The sequence below is a fragment of the Exiguobacterium sp. R-39 genome (genome assembly GCF_049942815.1).
Taxonomy (GTDB): domain Bacteria; phylum Bacillota; class Bacilli; order Exiguobacteriales; family Exiguobacteriaceae; genus Exiguobacterium_A.
This window is the reverse complement of the sequence record NZ_CP187965.1, coordinates 37,501-51,581: the sequence shown is the minus strand read 5'-3', so window position 1 is coordinate 51,581 and position 14,081 is coordinate 37,501. Positions and strand designations below refer to the sequence as shown.

The following is a 14,081-nucleotide window of genomic DNA, read 5'->3' as shown; positions in this document are numbered from 1 at the left end:
GCAAAAAAAACAAGGAAGCGTCAAGTACCCGCTTCCGTCGTATCGTTCGGGATGACCCAGACTTGGATCGTCTTCCGGCCAAACTGTTTGGCGGTCGACTCCCCTTCAACGAGTACATCGATTTTATTGCCTTTGATGGCACCGCCTGTGTCGAGGGCGATCGCCAGTCCGACCCCTTCGACGTACACCTTGGTTCCGAGCGGAATGACTTTCGGATCAACGGCGATAATCGGCAGTCCTTGATACGTGATCGTATCCGTTACATCATAGCCGGTTGCTGTCAAAGCCCGTCCGTCATACAGCTGGCTGCCATTGGAAGCGGGATTATTCGTATAAGCTGTTGCTTCGACCATCAGCGTTTTCGCTTTGCTAAAATCCAAATCGGCTGCCGCTTTAGGCACTTCTGCTAACGGTACCGTCGCTTTTTCCGTATCAAACGCCGGTGTTGGTGTCGGTGTCGTCACGGCCTCAACCGGTTCGACCGGTTTTGTTCCGACCTTGACGACTTGTTTGACCGGTTCACTCGTAACTTCATTAGCAATCAGTTTCTTTTCCTTGCTTAAACCGTCCGCGAGGGTCAATTGATATTTTTGTGTCCGGATGCCCGGCCGGCCGGATTTCGTCACCAACTGTTCACCCGCCGGCAACGTGTCGTCTTCGATGGTCTCGACTTCAAATGGTAACAGCTGTTGTTCCGTCAGCACGGCACGACGCGTCGTATTGACCGTGACCAGCATATCCTTTGCGACGACTGTCTCTAGACCAGGCATGACCTTATCTTCCGTCTGGAGCTTAACCCCCTGCATCGACAGCAGTTCCCGCACCGTCGTTTGGTACGTATAGACTTCGCGGGCTTTTCCTTCGACAATCAGCTCGACCGGGAATGCCTCCCGGTACCGGACGGTCATTCCGCTTGTCAAAACGGCTTCTTTTGAAGGATACACGTCATCTGTCTCTAACATTTGACTGATTCCCTGTTCTTTTAACAGATCGTCGACGCGGCGGGCTTGCGTCCGGATCGTCCGCGCTTCACCATACCCCATGATTAGTGTAATTTCTTTGGCCGGTTGAATGACGATCAAATCGTTTTTCGGAAGATCAGCACTCAGTGCCGGTTCGATGACATCTTGTGGTCGAACTGAAATACCGGCTTCCTGCAAGACACCGAAAACGGATGTCTCAAGCGTCTCGACTTTTGTTTGTCGACCATCCACCATGATCGTGACATCACGCGGATGGTCCATCATTACATAAAGCAGGCTCGCAACCAACAATAGGGTACAGCCGATTGTCATATACGTAATCGATCGAATCATGGAAGGCGGAAGACGCGTTTCGCGTTCTCAGTCGTCGCCTGTTCGACATCAGCGTACATCATCCCGCGCAACTGTGCGATTTCTTCCGCAACGAATCGGACATACGCCGGTTCATTTCGTTTTCCGCGATATGGCGTTGGTGTCAGATACGGACAGTCGGTCTCGACCAATAACCGGTCAAGCGGCACTTCTTGTGCGACGCGTTTAGGCATCTTCGCATTTTTGAACGTCACCGGTCCTCCGAGGGAAATGTAGAAATTCATTGCCAGGCAACGTGGTAACAGTTCTGCACTCATGCTATAGCTGTGTAAAATGCCACCGACTTCTTTTGCGTTTTCTTCTTCCAAGATGCGGAGCGTATCTTCTGTCGCCTCCCGGTTATGGATGACGATCGGTTTATTTTTTTGTTTCGCCAAGCGAATCTGCTTTCGAAACGTTGCGTCCTGAATATCCTTCGGAGAAGTATCCCAGTGGTAATCCAGTCCGATTTCTCCAAGGGCAACGACTTTCGGATGGTCCATTAAACGTTCCACCTTTTCATAGGCAGCATCGTCGAAATCAATCGAATCGACCGGATGCCATCCGATGACGGCGTAGAGATCATCATACTGTTCAACGAGTTCCATTGCCCGGTCAATCGTCTTATGATCAAAACCAACGACGATCATCGGAGATACACCGTTTGCGCGTGCCCGCTCAATCGTCTCATCGACATCTCCGTCAAACTGATCCGAGTTTAAATGTGTGTGTGTGTCAATCAACATACTATTCGACTCCTTCTTTCAAAAAAATGCCTGTGACATCGAGTCCACAGGCATCTGGATTATTTTACGCTTGCCCCGTTCGCCATCGTTGATGGTACGGTAGCTAATTCAAGTTTACCTGATTTCTCGGCAGCGAGCACCATTCCTTGCGACAATTCTCCCCGTAATGTGACCGGTTTTAAATTGGCGACGACGATGACTTTCCGACCGACTAAATCTTCCGGCTCATACCATTCAGCGATTCCTGAAACGATTTGTCGTGTTTCTTTCCCCATGTCGACCGTCAGCTTCAGCAATTTTTTTGCTTTTTTGATTTTTTCAGCTGTAACGACTTCTCCGACGCGTAACTCGATTTGGTCAAACACATCAATCGTCGTTTCCGGACGAACATCCGTGTCTGCCTCTTCGACTTCCGTCTCTTCTTCGACGCGCGCAGCAGAAGCTTGTTTCATCATCTCAACGATGGCTTCGACCTCTTCTTTCATATCGCGACGCGGGAAGATTGGTTCTGCCGTACCGACCTTCGTCCCCTCTTCAACAGTTGCGAACTGTTCAAGTGCTGTCCAGTCCATCGGTTGTCCTTCAAGACCGAGTTGACGGAAGATTTCTTTTGGCGAACGTGTCATAAACGGTTGTAACATGATTGCGACGTGGCGCAACGCACCAACCAGGTGGACCATCGATGAAGCGAGTTCTTTTGTTTTCGTTTCATCTTTTGCGAGTACCCACGGTTGTGTCTCATCGATGTATTTATTGGCACGGCTGATCAATTGCCAAATGTGCGATAAAGCAACCGAGAACTCCATGTGTTCCATCGAAGCTTCGACCTTCTCGACCGTTTCTTTGGCCAGTGTCGACAACGTTTCGTCAAACGGTGTCACGTTTCCGGCATACGTCGGAATGACGCCGTCGAAATACTTCGTGATCATCGCAATCGTCCGGTTGAGTAAGTTCCCCAGGTCATTCGCTAAATCAAAGTTCATCCGTTCGACGAATGCTTCCGGTGTGAACATCCCGTCTGAACCGAACGGTACTTCCCGAAGCAGGTAATAACGTAACGCATCGAGTCCGTACCGATCAATCATCGGAACCGGATCAACGACATTTCCTTTTGATTTCGACATCTTGCCGTCTTTCATCAACAACCAACCATGTGCAAACACTTGTTTTGGAAGTGGTAAGTCGAGTGCCATCAAGAGAGCAGGCCAGACGATTGTGTGGAAACGAACGATTTCTTTTCCGACGAGGTGGACATCAGCCGGCCAGTACTTATCAAAGTTTCCTTGGTCGTCTGTTCCGTATCCAAGTGACGAGATGTAGTTCGTTAACGCATCAACCCATACGTACACGACGTGTTTCGGATTGGACGGGACTTTGACACCCCAATCGAATGTCGTCCGGGAAACAGCAAGATCTTGTAAACCCGGTTTGATGAAGTTATTAATCATCTCATGTTTCCGTGATTCCGGTAAAATGAACGATGGATTTGCTTCATAATACTCTACTAAACGATCCGCATATTGACTGATTCGGAAGAAGTAACACTCTTCCCGGACAAGTTCGACCGGATGACCGCTGTCCGGACTTTTACCGTCGACGAGCTGTGATTCCGTATAATACGTCTCATCCGGAACAGAATACCAGCCTTCGTATTCTCCAAGATAAATATCACCTTTTTCGAGTAATGTCTCGAAAACGCGTTCAACGACTTCTTTATGACGTGGTTCTGTCGTCCGGATATAATCATCATAGGAAATATCAAGACGGTCCCATAAGACTTTGATTTGTTCAACGACACCATCGACGAACTCCTGCTCGGAAACGCCGGCTTCCTTCGCTTTTTCTTGAATTTTTTGTCCGTGCTCATCCGTTCCGGTTAAGTAACGGACATCAAATCCCTGAAGTCGTTTGTAACGCGCCATCGCGTCCCCTGCGACTGTCGTATAGGCGTGACCGATATGTAGCTTAGCGCTAGGATAGTAAATCGGTGTAGTGATATAAAATGTTTTTGCCATGATATTCCTCCGTTCTGTATTTCATTTCATTATTATACGCTGTTCTGCCGTCTGTGTCGAAACTCGTTTTTTGTCGAATCCAAACATTTTTTGACATCAGACATCGAATACCAAAAAAACACACTAAATAGTTTGATTTCCTTTAAAAAGGGAAAATCTATTAGTAAATCGTTTCATTTGTGGCTTTTTTGAGAAAAAAATGACATTTTGATTTCAAGCTATTCAGATTGGTTGACTACTTTTGGAAAGTTTAGTATTCTACATTCTATAGAAGTGATGTCGAATTTTGACGATTTTCCAAAAATAAAGAGAACCTAGACATCAGAGGAGGAACAACAAAATGAAATCAACAGGTATTGTACGTAAAGTAGATGAACTCGGACGGGTCGTTATTCCAATCGAACTTCGTCGTACTCTTCAAATTGCAGAGAAGGATGCTCTTGAGATTTATGTCGACAACGAGCAAATCATCCTTAAAAAATACAAACCAAACATGACTTGCCAAGTAACAGGCGAAGTATCAGACGATAACTTCAAATTAGCAGATGGTAAATTGATTCTCTCTCCAGATGGCGCACAACGTGTCCTCGTTGAGTTAAAAGATTTCCTCGACCGTCATTACGCTGGAAACGAATAAGTAAAAAGAAGCGATTCCAAATGGAGTCGCTTCTTTTTTTAGGATTCATGATAACGCAAATACAATTCCTGACGATCGAGTCCCCGTTCCTTCGCCACACGTTTTAAGGCAGCATTCGGCTTTTCACCTTGTTCGATATACCGCTCAATTTGTTGCAACGGATCCGCTTCCTGTTCCTCTTCCGCCGGCCGCTCCTCCGTCGAACCTTCGACGATGACAACGAACTCTCCCCGGACTTCTTCTCCGGCCCATTCAAGAGCTTCTGTCACAGAACCCCGTATATACTCTTCATACCGTTTTGTCAGTTCGCGGGCTAACGTCAGTTGACGATCCCCAAGTACATCCCGTAAGGCGCCTAACATCTCTTTAAGGCGATGCGGTGCTTCGTAGAAGATGAGGCTGCCTTTTTCATAACGGACGGTCTCAAGCGCCTCACGACGCTCTTTTTTCTTACGCGGTAAAAAACCATAGTATAAAAATCGTTCTGTCGCAAGACCTGAGGCGACGAGTGCCGTTAACGCGGCATTAGCTCCCGGTAAGACGACGACCGGAATGTCCTCGGCAATCGCTTCCCGAATCAAATCACCGCCCGGATCTGAGATTCCCGGCATCCCGGCATCCGATACCAGAGCAACCTGTTTTCCCGCATGCAGGTCGCCCAACAGCCGTGCCCCGCTGACCTGTTTGTTATGTTCATGATAGCTGACGAGTTTCGTGTCGATTTTAAAATGATTAAATAATTTCATCGTTTGCCGTGTATCCTCAGCCGCGACGAGATCGGACTCTTGTAAGATACGAACCGCGCGATAAGTCATGTCTTCGAGATTACCGATTGGTGTCGGTACGATGTACAAACCGGTTGTTTGTCCTTTAAAACTACTGGTTGCTTTCATGAGATGACCTCCCTCCTTGAATAAGTCGTTCTTTTTTAAGACGTGTCAATTGTTTAATGGCATACTCACGCTTTAAGGCTTCCGACTTTGTCGAAAATGTTTCTGTATATTCGAGTACGACCGGCAACCGGGCCCGGGTATACTTTGCACCTTGTCCATTGTTGTGTATCGCAATCCGCTTTTCGACATCAACTGCATATCCTGTGTAGAGACTGCCGTCCCGGCAACGGACGATGTAGATGGCATGTTCAGACATCAAACTGAGTCCGCATCTGCAATGTGTACGTATCGTCCGGTTCGTAGACGATGAAGGGAGGCAATACTTTCAGACCCGGTTTGGCATCTTTGATCCCTTCAATCAACAGCATGTTGGCTTCTTTTCCTTCTTTTGGGTAAACGAGTTGCATCCGCTTCGGTTCAAGCCGGTACTGACGCATCAAGGTGACGATATCGAGAAGACGCTCCGGTCGATGGACGAATGCTGTTTTTCCGCCTTGTTTCAAAAGATCTGCCGCTGACCGGATACAATCTTCAAGTGTACATAATACTTCATGCCGGGCGATTGTATAATGTTCACTTATGTTCCGGTTCGATGACTCATTTGCCAGGAAGTAAGGGGGATTACACGTGACGGCATCATACAGACCATACCCCAGTCGTTTACCGGCTTCCTTGACGTCACCTTCGATCATCTGCAGTTGGTCCTGTTTTTCATTCAGTTGAATACTGCGCTCGGCCATATCGACAAGACGGGGTTGAATTTCAAGCCCTGTGATCATCCCTTTCGTCCGATAAGACAAAAATAATGGAATCGCTCCATTACCGGCACATAAATCGACCAACTTCCCTTGTTGGATCGGTACCCAGGCGAACTGCGCCAGTAAGGTGGCATCCAAGGAGTAGGAAAATACGGTGGGGCTTTGAATGATTCGTCCTTCTTTTCCAAGCAGATGATCCAGTCGCTCATCTGATAATAGTTCAGGCATATCGTTCTTCCTTTCTGAAAAAAAGACTGACTCCTAGGAAGTCAGCCTCTCAATGTTTCGTTAACATGGACAAGCAGAACAGACAATCTCCGTCTTTACGGACTTGACCATAATGCAGGTTACAAATATGGAATCCTTCTTGATATAGTCGTCCTAGATTATCATAGCCAGCACCTGTACCGGCTTCCGCCTGCGCTTCTTCTGTAATCGGTTGTTGCTCATCGCGCTCTACCTTCTCACGGAGGTGATGATTCTCAAGATACAGATGTTGATTCTCCTCCATCATGTAAGCAAGCTGATCTTTCAAAACGCTCAGATGCTCAGTCAGCAAGTGAATCTGTTGCTCGATCGCATCAACACGCGTAATGATTTCTTTTTTATCGACTCTCTCCACGCGTATGCACCCCGTCATTCTTTTGGTCGTTTTTGTTTTACGGCACCGACAGACAGTAGTTCCTCCATCGAGTATGTCAGAACCCGCGAACGGTCTTTCAACTCAATTTGGACGATTTGATCGAGAATGTTCAGACCCACCACGCGTCCTTCACCTTCCGGAACAGTCAATCGTTTTCCGTAATCCGGTAAATCCCGTCGCATTTCTTCGTATGTGTCATTTTCATATTTTAAACAACACATCAAACGACCGCAGACACCAGAAATCTTCGTCGGATTCAAGGACAGATTTTGATCTTTCGCCATCTTGATTGAGACCGGTTCAAATTCACCTAAAAACGAAGAGCAACAAAGAACACGACCACACGGACCGATTCCCCCGAGTAACTTCGCTTCATCACGAACACCGATTTGTCGTAACTCAATGCGTGTCCGGAAAACAGCTGCCAAATCTTTGACGAGTTCCCGGAAATCGACACGACCTTCTGCCGTGAAGTAGAAAATGACTTTATTGCGATCAAATGTATATTCGACATCGACTAATTTCATATCGAGTTTGTGCTCACGAATTTTTTCCACACAAACAGCATGCGCATCAAGCGCTGCCATTTTATTTTCACGGACGATCATCGCATCTTTATCATCTGCGACCCGAAGAATGGATTTTAGTGGCAAGACCACATCTTCTTCGTCCATTTGTTTATCGGCAATGACCACTTCGCCATATTCAATGCCCCGTACTGTCTCAACGATGACGGACTGTCCTCGTGATAATGACTCTTGTCCAGGTGCAAAATAATAAATTTTGCCCGCTTCTTTAAAGCGAACGCCTACTACTTCTAGCATATCGCTCTACCCCTTCTGTAAGTCAAACATGAGACGCTCAACTGTTAATTGAGGATTAACATTTGCTTCGATCCGCTTAACGGCTGCGAGTACTGCCTGCAACCACCGCGTGATCGTCGTCTGACTTTTTCCACCCATTTGTTCCAGTAATGGCCGGCTGTTTGCATATGTGATCGTTTCCCATGACGGATTCAATTTGAGATGAAGAACATCTTCAAAGAAACAGGTCACGAGTTCCAGACCAATTCGTGCATCTTGCCGATTTTTAAATTGACTCATCCATTTTTCCTGGACAAACAACGGTAAATCCGCCGGACGATTCGCTAATTCCTCCATCAATTGTACCACTGACACTCGCGCATTTACAAACCAGTCTTCGACTAATGCCTGTTCCGCATCCTCTATTTTCGGATAGACCCGGGCAGCCAGTTGCGTTAATTCGTTATCCCGTCCCGTTTTTTCGGATAAGACTTGTCCGATTAACAAACGATCTGCCGGACGAAAACTTAATAATTGCCCCCGTGAACGAATCGTCGGCAACAATAACTGCGGCTGATTCGTAATTAAAATCGCTATTTTTCCGGCACCCGGCTCTTCAAAGAACTTCAACAGACTGTTGGCTGCCTGGGGTGTCATTTTATGCGACTGTGTCACGACATAGATTTGCCGGTCGCCTTCAAGACCCCGTAACGATAGATCATGCATCAACTGCTGAATCTGTTCTTTCTTAATGGTGGCTCCGTCCGGTTCGATTTGATAGTAGTCGACCAGGTTGCCGCTATCCATACGGCGGCAACTCCGGCAAGTTTGACATGGTTCAATTTGATTACGCCGTTCGCAAAACAGGCTCTTGGCGAACAACTGAGCCGCCTCTAAAAGAAGCGGCTCATAGTCCCCCGTAAAGATATAAGCGTGGTTAATACGATTCGTCTGTAACGAGTTACGCAAAATCGTCGCGATGACCGATTGAGTTTGTTCTAGTTCATGAAATGTCTGCATTAGAATTGATAAAACCCTTCGATTGGTAAGACGAATACTGTCGCCCCGCCTACCTGTACTTCGACTGGGTATGGGATGTATGAATCGGCATGACCGCCCATCGGTGAAATAGGTGAGACCATTTGTTCCCGGCTCGAACAATTCTTTTTAATCAAACGCATTAAATCATCCAATCGTTCGCTTTGGACACCAATCATGAACGTCGTATTTCCTTCTTTGAGAAAACCGCCTGTCGTCGCAAGTTTCGTTGCCCGAAAATCGTGTTCGACCAATGCTTCTGCTAAACGTAGGCTATCTTTATCTTGAACAATCGTAATGACCATTTTCATGATAATCTCTCCCTTTTTTTTAAATACGCCAGAGCATCCTGACATAATGTCGTTTGTAATGCTTCAATCGATTGAGTTGCATCAACCAGCTGAATTCGTTCTGGTTCCTGTTCCGCTAACGTCAGGAACCCTCCATACACCCGTTGGCGGAATGCGTCATCACGTTGTTCGATTCGATCCAGTGTCCCACGGTCCATCATCCGTTGCTTTGAATCTGCGACTGACAAGTTGAACAGATACGTGCGATCCGGTGTGAGATGGTTGGTGGCCTGTTGATTAATGGAACGAACCTGTTCAATCGAATATCCGAGTCCATATCCTTGATACGCAATCGATGCATCGATGAATCGATCGCATAAAACGACTTTTCCGGCAGCAAGAGCGGGGCGAATCAGTTCATTGACATGTTGTGCCCGAGACGCCGCATACAGGAGAATTTCCGTCATCTCATCCATCTCTTGAAAGTCGGGATTTAAGATCAGTGATCGAATCTCATTTCCGATTCGTGTACCACCGGGCTCACGTGTTATCACGATATCATATCCTTCAGCCGTTAAACGATCTGCAAGTAACTGCAACTGGGTCGTTTTCCCGGCACCATCTGGTCCTTCGACCGTAATAAATGTTCCTGTCATTCTATAATTCCTTCCTGTATCACACGCAATTTCCCCTGTTGGAGAAACTCACCGCCTTGCAGATGAATCGATGTGTTTGTATAGTATTCAATCATTTTAATATGTTCTGCTATAATCCGTTCTCCCCGCAATAGTAAAGGTATACCAGGTGGATAGGGGATGATGGTTTCAAGTGAAACCAATCCGACTGCTTTTTCAAAAGTCTGCTCGACTGCCTGGGCGTATTCCAATTGGTCAAGTGGATAAGCCAGGGACGATACCTTTATTTTACCCATAATCGGTTGTTCCATATACCTTTTATCTGGAATTCCTTCTGCTTTCAGGAACTCGACGGTTAATTGGATCTGATGGATCCAGGCATCCCGTTCAAATGGTTCGATGATTCGTAGCGGTAAAATGCACACGACGTTTGCTCCCAGAGCAAATTCAGCATCAAGTCCTTGATCTGCTAGTGCCTCCAACAACTGACTTCCGGAATACGGTTCACAGGAAAGCACCATCCGTGACCAATCATCAAACGTAAATGCCGTCATACCTGTCCGTTGGTTGATTTGCTGATGAAGGAATTCGTGACTAGTCCGAACAGATTTCATGTAGGAAACCGTCCAACGTTCGCGGTAATCACGGGCAAAGTCCAGTGAAGCCATCAACAGATAAGACGGACTGGATGTTTGAAATGCCTGAAGGGCCCGCATCAATCGTCTTCGTTCATCCTCCGTAAATCGTTCATGAATCCACGCCCCCATTGTCAGAGCAGGTAATGTCTTATGTGCTGATTGAACCACGGCGGTTGCACCAAGTTCAAATGCCGAACGGACACCAAACGCTTCACCGAAATGAGCGCCATGGGCTTCATCAATCAGTAACGGTATATTGGATGATTTTGTGATCCGAACCAACTCTTCGATTCGAGCAGTTTCACCATAATAAGTCGGTGATGTTAAAAATACGGCTGTACCTCCAGGAAAAACAGTTAAGGACTCCTTTAATGTTTCACGTGAAACATTCCCACTGATACCCGTTACCGGATCCCTTTCTGGTTCGAGTAAAATTGGTGATAAGCCCAACCATTCCATCGCATTAAAGACCGATTTATGTGAATTACGCTGAACATATATCCGGTCTCCCCTTTGTGAGACAGCAGCCAACATCGCCCAATTCCCGACCGTCGATCCGTTGATCAAAAAATGACTATCTGATGCCCCATAAATTCGGCGCAATAAAAGCTTGGCTTCATAAATGGCTTCTTCCGGATGATGAAAATCATCCAGACCACGCAACTCCGTTTTATCCCATTCAAAAAAAGAAGGTAATCCCTCAACTAATGTTCCATTCTTATGCCCCGGAACATGCCAGGAAGTAGCTTTTCTCTCTACATGAGCACCAAGTGCTTCAATAATTGGCATACGACCTTCCATATTTTCCAGTCCTTTCTTAATCCAAACTACAAAAAGACCGACCTGCAAAATGCAGATCGGTCCTTCACTTGCCTGGCAACGTCCTATCCTCACAGGGGGAAGCCCCCAACTACTTTCGGCGTTCAAGTGCTTAACTTCCGTGTTCGGCATGGGAACGGGTGTGACCACTTGGCTATCGTCACCAGACGACGGGCTCGCGCCCTCAAAACTGAAGTCATCAACAATGCATCTGCTAGAACAAGGCCTCGACCGATTAGTATCACTCAGCTCCGCATGTCGCCATGCTTCCACCCGTGACCTATCTACCTCATCGTCTCTGAGGGGTCTTTCTTGATTACTCAAAGGGAAATCTCATCTTGGAGGGGGCTTCATGCTTAGATGCTTTCAGCATTTATCCCGTCCGCACGTAGCTACCCAGCGATGCTCCTGGCGGAACAACTGGTACACCAGCGGTGCGTCCATCCCGGTCCTCTCGTACTAAGGACAGCTCTCCTCAAATTTCCTGCGCCCACGACGGATAGGGACCGAACTGTCTCACGACGTTCTGAACCCAGCTCGCGTACCGCTTTAATGGGCGAACAGCCCAACCCTTGGGACCTACTCCAGCCCCAGGATGCGATGAGCCGACATCGAGGTGCCAAACCTCCCCGTCGATGTGGACTCTTGGGGGAGATCAGCCTGTTATCCCCAGGGTAGCTTTTATCCGTTGAGCGATGGCCCTTCCATGCGGAACCACCGGATCACTAAGCCCGACTTTCGTCCCTGCTCGACTTGTAGGTCTCGCAGTCAAGCTCCCTTCTGCCTTTGCGCTCTACGAATGATTTCCAACCATTCTGAGGGAACCTTTGGGCGCCTCCGTTACTGTTTAGGAGGCGACCGCCCCAGTCAAACTACCCGCCTGACACGGTCCTCCAGCCGGATGACGGCTGCGAGTTAGAGACTCTATGCATGAAGGGCGGTATCCCAAGGGTGACTCCTCCGAAGCTGGCGCTCCGGTCTCGACGTCTCCCGCCTATCCTGTACATCATGCACAAAGCCTCAATATCAGGCTGTAGTAAAGCTCCATGGGGTCTTTCCGTCCTGTCGCGGGTAACCTGCATCTTCACAGGTACTATGATTTCACCGGGTCTCTCGTTGAGACAGTGCCCAAATCGTTACGCCTTTCGTGCGGGTCGGAACTTACCCGACAAGGAATTTCGCTACCTTAGGACCGTTATAGTTACGGCCGCCGTTTACTGGGGCTTCGGTTCAAAGCTTCGCTTGCGCTAACCCATCCCCTTAACCTTCCAGCACCGGGCAGGCGTCAGCCCCTATACGTCATCTTGCGATTTAGCAGAGACCTGTGTTTTTGCTAAACAGTCGTTTGGGCCTATTCACTGCGGCTCTACTCATGTAGAGCGTCCCTTCTCCCGAAGTTACGGGACCATTTTGCCGAGTTCCTTAACGAGAGTTATCCCGCGCGTCTTAGAATTCTCATCCCGCCTACCTGTGTCGGTTTACGGTACTGGCACCTTCCACCTCACTAGAGGCTTTTCTTGGCAGTGTGAAATCGTGACCTTCGTCCCTACGGGACTCCGCATCGTTCCTCGACTTTGGTGCCTGACGGATTTGCCAATCAGACGGTCTCGAAACTTACACATGCACTTCCATCCGCATGCGTCACTATCCTCCTGCGTCCCCCCATTGTTCAAACGGTGGATCGGTGGTACAGGAATATCAACCTGTTATCCATCGCCTACGCCTTTCGGCCTCGGCTTAGGTCCAGACTAACCCTGAGCGGACGAGCCTTCCTCAGGAAACCTTGGGCTTTCGACGGAGGGGATTCTCACCCCTCTTTTCGCTACTCACACCGGCATTCTCACTTCCAAACGCTCCACTGCTCCTTCCGGTACAGCTTCACAGCGGTTTGGAACGCTCCCCTACCATTCCTTACGGAATCCGCAGCTTCGGTGGTATGTTTAGCCCCGTTACATTTTCGGCGCGGCGCCACTCGACTAGTGAGCTATTACGCACTCTTTGAATGGTGGCTGCTTCTAAGCCAACATCCTAGCTGTCTAGGCAGCGCCACATCCTTTTCCACTTAACATACACTTTGGGACCTTAGCTGGCGGTCTGGGCTGTTTCCCTCTTGACTACGGATCTTATCACTCGCAGTCTGACTCCCGAGTATAAGTTGCCGGCATTCGGAGTTTAACTGAATTCGGTAACCCTGTGGGGGCCCCTAGTCCAATCAGTGCTCTACCTCCGGAACTCTCAACCTCGAGGCTAGCCCTAAAGCTATTTCGGGGAGAACCAGCTATCTCCAGGTTCGATTGGCATTTCACCGCTACCCACACCTCATCCCCGCACTTTTCAACGTGCGTGGGTTCGGACCTCCAGTCAGTGTTACCTGACCTTCATCCTGGACATGGGTAGATCACCTGGTTTCGGGTCTACGACAACGCACTATGGCGCCCTATTCAGACTCGCTTTCGCTACGGCTCCGCCTCATCAGCTTAACCTCGCGCGCTATCGTAACTCGCCGGTTCATTCTACAAAAGGCACGCCATCACCCATTAACGGGCTCTGACTACTTGTAGGCATACGGTTTCAGGATCTATTTCACTCCCCTTCCGGGGTGCTTTTCACCTTTCCCTCACGGTACTGGTTCACTATCGGTCACTAGGGAGTATTTAGCCTTGGGAGATGGTCCTCCCGGATTCCGACGGGGTTTCACGTGTCCCGCCGTACTCAGGATCCACTCTGGAGGGAAAACAGTTTCAGCTACAGGGCTGTCACCTTCTTCGGCCGGCCTTTCCAGGTCGTTCACCTACTGTCTTCCTTTTTGACTCCGTATAGAGTGTCCTACAA

The 14,081-nt window shown here is 48.2% G+C and carries 13 protein-coding genes and 2 rRNA genes (1 of these 15 running past the window's edge); 1 reads left to right on the top strand and 14 read right to left on the bottom strand.

The window, feature by feature from the left end:
* Positions 1 to 20: 20 nt before the first annotated feature.
* Genes ACP26N_RS00295 through metG form a run of 3 tightly spaced genes read right to left on the bottom strand, consistent with a single transcriptional unit; the run spans position 21 to position 4,095 of the window.
* A complete protein-coding gene (locus ACP26N_RS00295) occupies positions 21 to 1,316 on the bottom strand; it encodes a 3D domain-containing protein (RefSeq protein WP_131973695.1) in 1,296 nt (431 codons plus the stop codon).
* Positions 1,313 to 2,080, bottom strand: a complete 768-nt coding sequence (locus ACP26N_RS00290; RefSeq protein WP_426354404.1) for a TatD family hydrolase — start codon at positions 2,078 to 2,080, stop codon at positions 1,313 to 1,315. The genes ACP26N_RS00295 and ACP26N_RS00290 overlap by 4 nt, the downstream gene beginning before the upstream one ends.
* A 59-nt stretch (positions 2,081 to 2,139) precedes the next feature.
* Positions 2,140 to 4,095, bottom strand: coding sequence for a methionine--tRNA ligase (metG, locus tag ACP26N_RS00285; protein ID WP_131504494.1), 1,956 nt, complete (start codon positions 4,093 to 4,095; stop codon positions 2,140 to 2,142).
* A gap of 340 nt (positions 4,096 to 4,435) precedes the next feature.
* Between metG and ACP26N_RS00280 the strand changes: the two genes are divergently transcribed.
* A complete protein-coding gene (locus tag ACP26N_RS00280) occupies positions 4,436 to 4,732 on the top strand; it encodes an AbrB/MazE/SpoVT family DNA-binding domain-containing protein (RefSeq protein WP_014969089.1) in 297 nt (98 codons plus the stop codon).
* A gap of 38 nt (positions 4,733 to 4,770) precedes the next feature.
* On the opposite strand, the gene rsmI is transcribed toward ACP26N_RS00280, so the two are convergent.
* The 11 genes from rsmI to ACP26N_RS00225 all read right to left on the bottom strand — a co-directional run.
* Positions 4,771 to 5,625: a 16S rRNA (cytidine(1402)-2'-O)-methyltransferase gene (gene rsmI, locus ACP26N_RS00275; RefSeq protein ID WP_131973697.1), complete on the bottom strand. Its 855-nt coding sequence runs from the start codon at positions 5,623 to 5,625 to the stop codon at positions 4,771 to 4,773.
* Positions 5,609 to 5,881 carry a GIY-YIG nuclease family protein gene (locus tag ACP26N_RS00270; RefSeq protein ID WP_131973698.1) on the bottom strand — a complete coding sequence of 91 codons (273 nt, stop codon included), beginning with the start codon at positions 5,879 to 5,881 and terminating at the stop codon, positions 5,609 to 5,611. Before ACP26N_RS00270 ends, rsmI begins: the two co-directional genes overlap by 17 nt.
* Entirely contained in the window at positions 5,874 to 6,611 is a 738-nt protein-coding gene (locus ACP26N_RS00265; protein WP_426354400.1) for a tRNA1(Val) (adenine(37)-N6)-methyltransferase, read from the bottom strand. Before ACP26N_RS00265 ends, ACP26N_RS00270 begins: the two co-directional genes overlap by 8 nt.
* 49 nt (positions 6,612 to 6,660) lie before the next feature.
* Positions 6,661 to 7,023 (bottom strand): DNA replication initiation control protein YabA, encoded by a 363-nt coding sequence (yabA, locus tag ACP26N_RS00260; RefSeq protein WP_026827008.1) that lies wholly within the window; start codon positions 7,021 to 7,023, stop codon positions 6,661 to 6,663.
* Positions 7,020 to 7,850, bottom strand: a complete 831-nt coding sequence (locus tag ACP26N_RS00255; RefSeq protein WP_131504498.1) for a PSP1 domain-containing protein — start codon at positions 7,848 to 7,850, stop codon at positions 7,020 to 7,022. Before ACP26N_RS00255 ends, yabA begins: the two co-directional genes overlap by 4 nt.
* Before the next feature lie 6 nt (positions 7,851 to 7,856).
* Positions 7,857 to 8,849, bottom strand: a complete 993-nt coding sequence (locus ACP26N_RS00250; protein ID WP_426354397.1) for a DNA polymerase III subunit delta' — start codon at positions 8,847 to 8,849, stop codon at positions 7,857 to 7,859.
* A complete protein-coding gene (locus ACP26N_RS00245) occupies positions 8,849 to 9,178 on the bottom strand; it encodes a cyclic-di-AMP receptor (RefSeq protein ID WP_114597425.1) in 330 nt (109 codons plus the stop codon). Before ACP26N_RS00245 ends, ACP26N_RS00250 begins: the two co-directional genes overlap by 1 nt.
* The gene (tmk, locus tag ACP26N_RS00240; protein WP_426354395.1) at positions 9,175 to 9,813 is read right to left on the bottom strand and encodes a dTMP kinase; all 639 of its coding nucleotides are present in this window, start codon (positions 9,811 to 9,813) and stop codon (positions 9,175 to 9,177) included. The genes ACP26N_RS00245 and tmk overlap by 4 nt, the downstream gene beginning before the upstream one ends.
* Positions 9,810 to 11,219, bottom strand: a complete 1,410-nt coding sequence (locus ACP26N_RS00235; protein WP_426354393.1) for an aminotransferase class I/II-fold pyridoxal phosphate-dependent enzyme — start codon at positions 11,217 to 11,219, stop codon at positions 9,810 to 9,812. Before ACP26N_RS00235 ends, tmk begins: the two co-directional genes overlap by 4 nt.
* Before the next feature lie 82 nt (positions 11,220 to 11,301).
* A 5S ribosomal RNA gene (gene rrf, locus ACP26N_RS00230) occupies positions 11,302 to 11,417 on the bottom strand.
* A 47-nt stretch (positions 11,418 to 11,464) separates the two neighbouring features.
* A 23S ribosomal RNA gene (locus ACP26N_RS00225) occupies positions 11,465 to 14,081 on the bottom strand (it continues 298 nt past the right edge of the window).

What these genes read in the sequence shown, in the direction of transcription:
- tmk (WP_426354395.1), bottom strand. Translation starts at nt 9,813, where the DNA reads ATGACAGGAACATTTATTACGGTCGAAGGACCAGATGGTGCCGGGAAA.
- rsmI (WP_131973697.1), bottom strand. Translation starts at nt 5,625, where the DNA reads ATGAAAGCAACCAGTAGTTTTAAAGGACAAACAACCGGTTTGTACATC.
- ACP26N_RS00250 (WP_426354397.1), bottom strand. Translation starts at nt 8,849, where the DNA reads ATGCAGACATTTCATGAACTAGAACAAACTCAATCGGTCATCGCGACG.
- ACP26N_RS00235 (WP_426354393.1), bottom strand. Translation starts at nt 11,219, where the DNA reads ATGCCAATTATTGAAGCACTTGGTGCTCATGTAGAGAGAAAAGCTACT.
- ACP26N_RS00245 (WP_114597425.1), bottom strand. Translation starts at nt 9,178, where the DNA reads ATGAAAATGGTCATTACGATTGTTCAAGATAAAGATAGCCTACGTTTA.
- ACP26N_RS00265 (WP_426354400.1), bottom strand. Translation starts at nt 6,611, where the DNA reads ATGCCTGAACTATTATCAGATGAGCGACTGGATCATCTGCTTGGAAAA.
- ACP26N_RS00280 (WP_014969089.1), top strand. Translation starts at nt 4,436, where the DNA reads ATGAAATCAACAGGTATTGTACGTAAAGTAGATGAACTCGGACGGGTC.
- yabA (WP_026827008.1), bottom strand. Translation starts at nt 7,023, where the DNA reads ATGACGGGGTGCATACGCGTGGAGAGAGTCGATAAAAAAGAAATCATT.
- ACP26N_RS00270 (WP_131973698.1), bottom strand. Translation starts at nt 5,881, where the DNA reads ATGTCTGAACATGCCATCTACATCGTCCGTTGCCGGGACGGCAGTCTC.
- ACP26N_RS00255 (WP_131504498.1), bottom strand. Translation starts at nt 7,850, where the DNA reads ATGCTAGAAGTAGTAGGCGTTCGCTTTAAAGAAGCGGGCAAAATTTAT.
- ACP26N_RS00295 (WP_131973695.1), bottom strand. Translation starts at nt 1,316, where the DNA reads ATGATTCGATCGATTACGTATATGACAATCGGCTGTACCCTATTGTTG.
- ACP26N_RS00290 (WP_426354404.1), bottom strand. Translation starts at nt 2,080, where the DNA reads ATGTTGATTGACACACACACACATTTAAACTCGGATCAGTTTGACGGA.
- metG (WP_131504494.1), bottom strand. Translation starts at nt 4,095, where the DNA reads ATGGCAAAAACATTTTATATCACTACACCGATTTACTATCCTAGCGCT.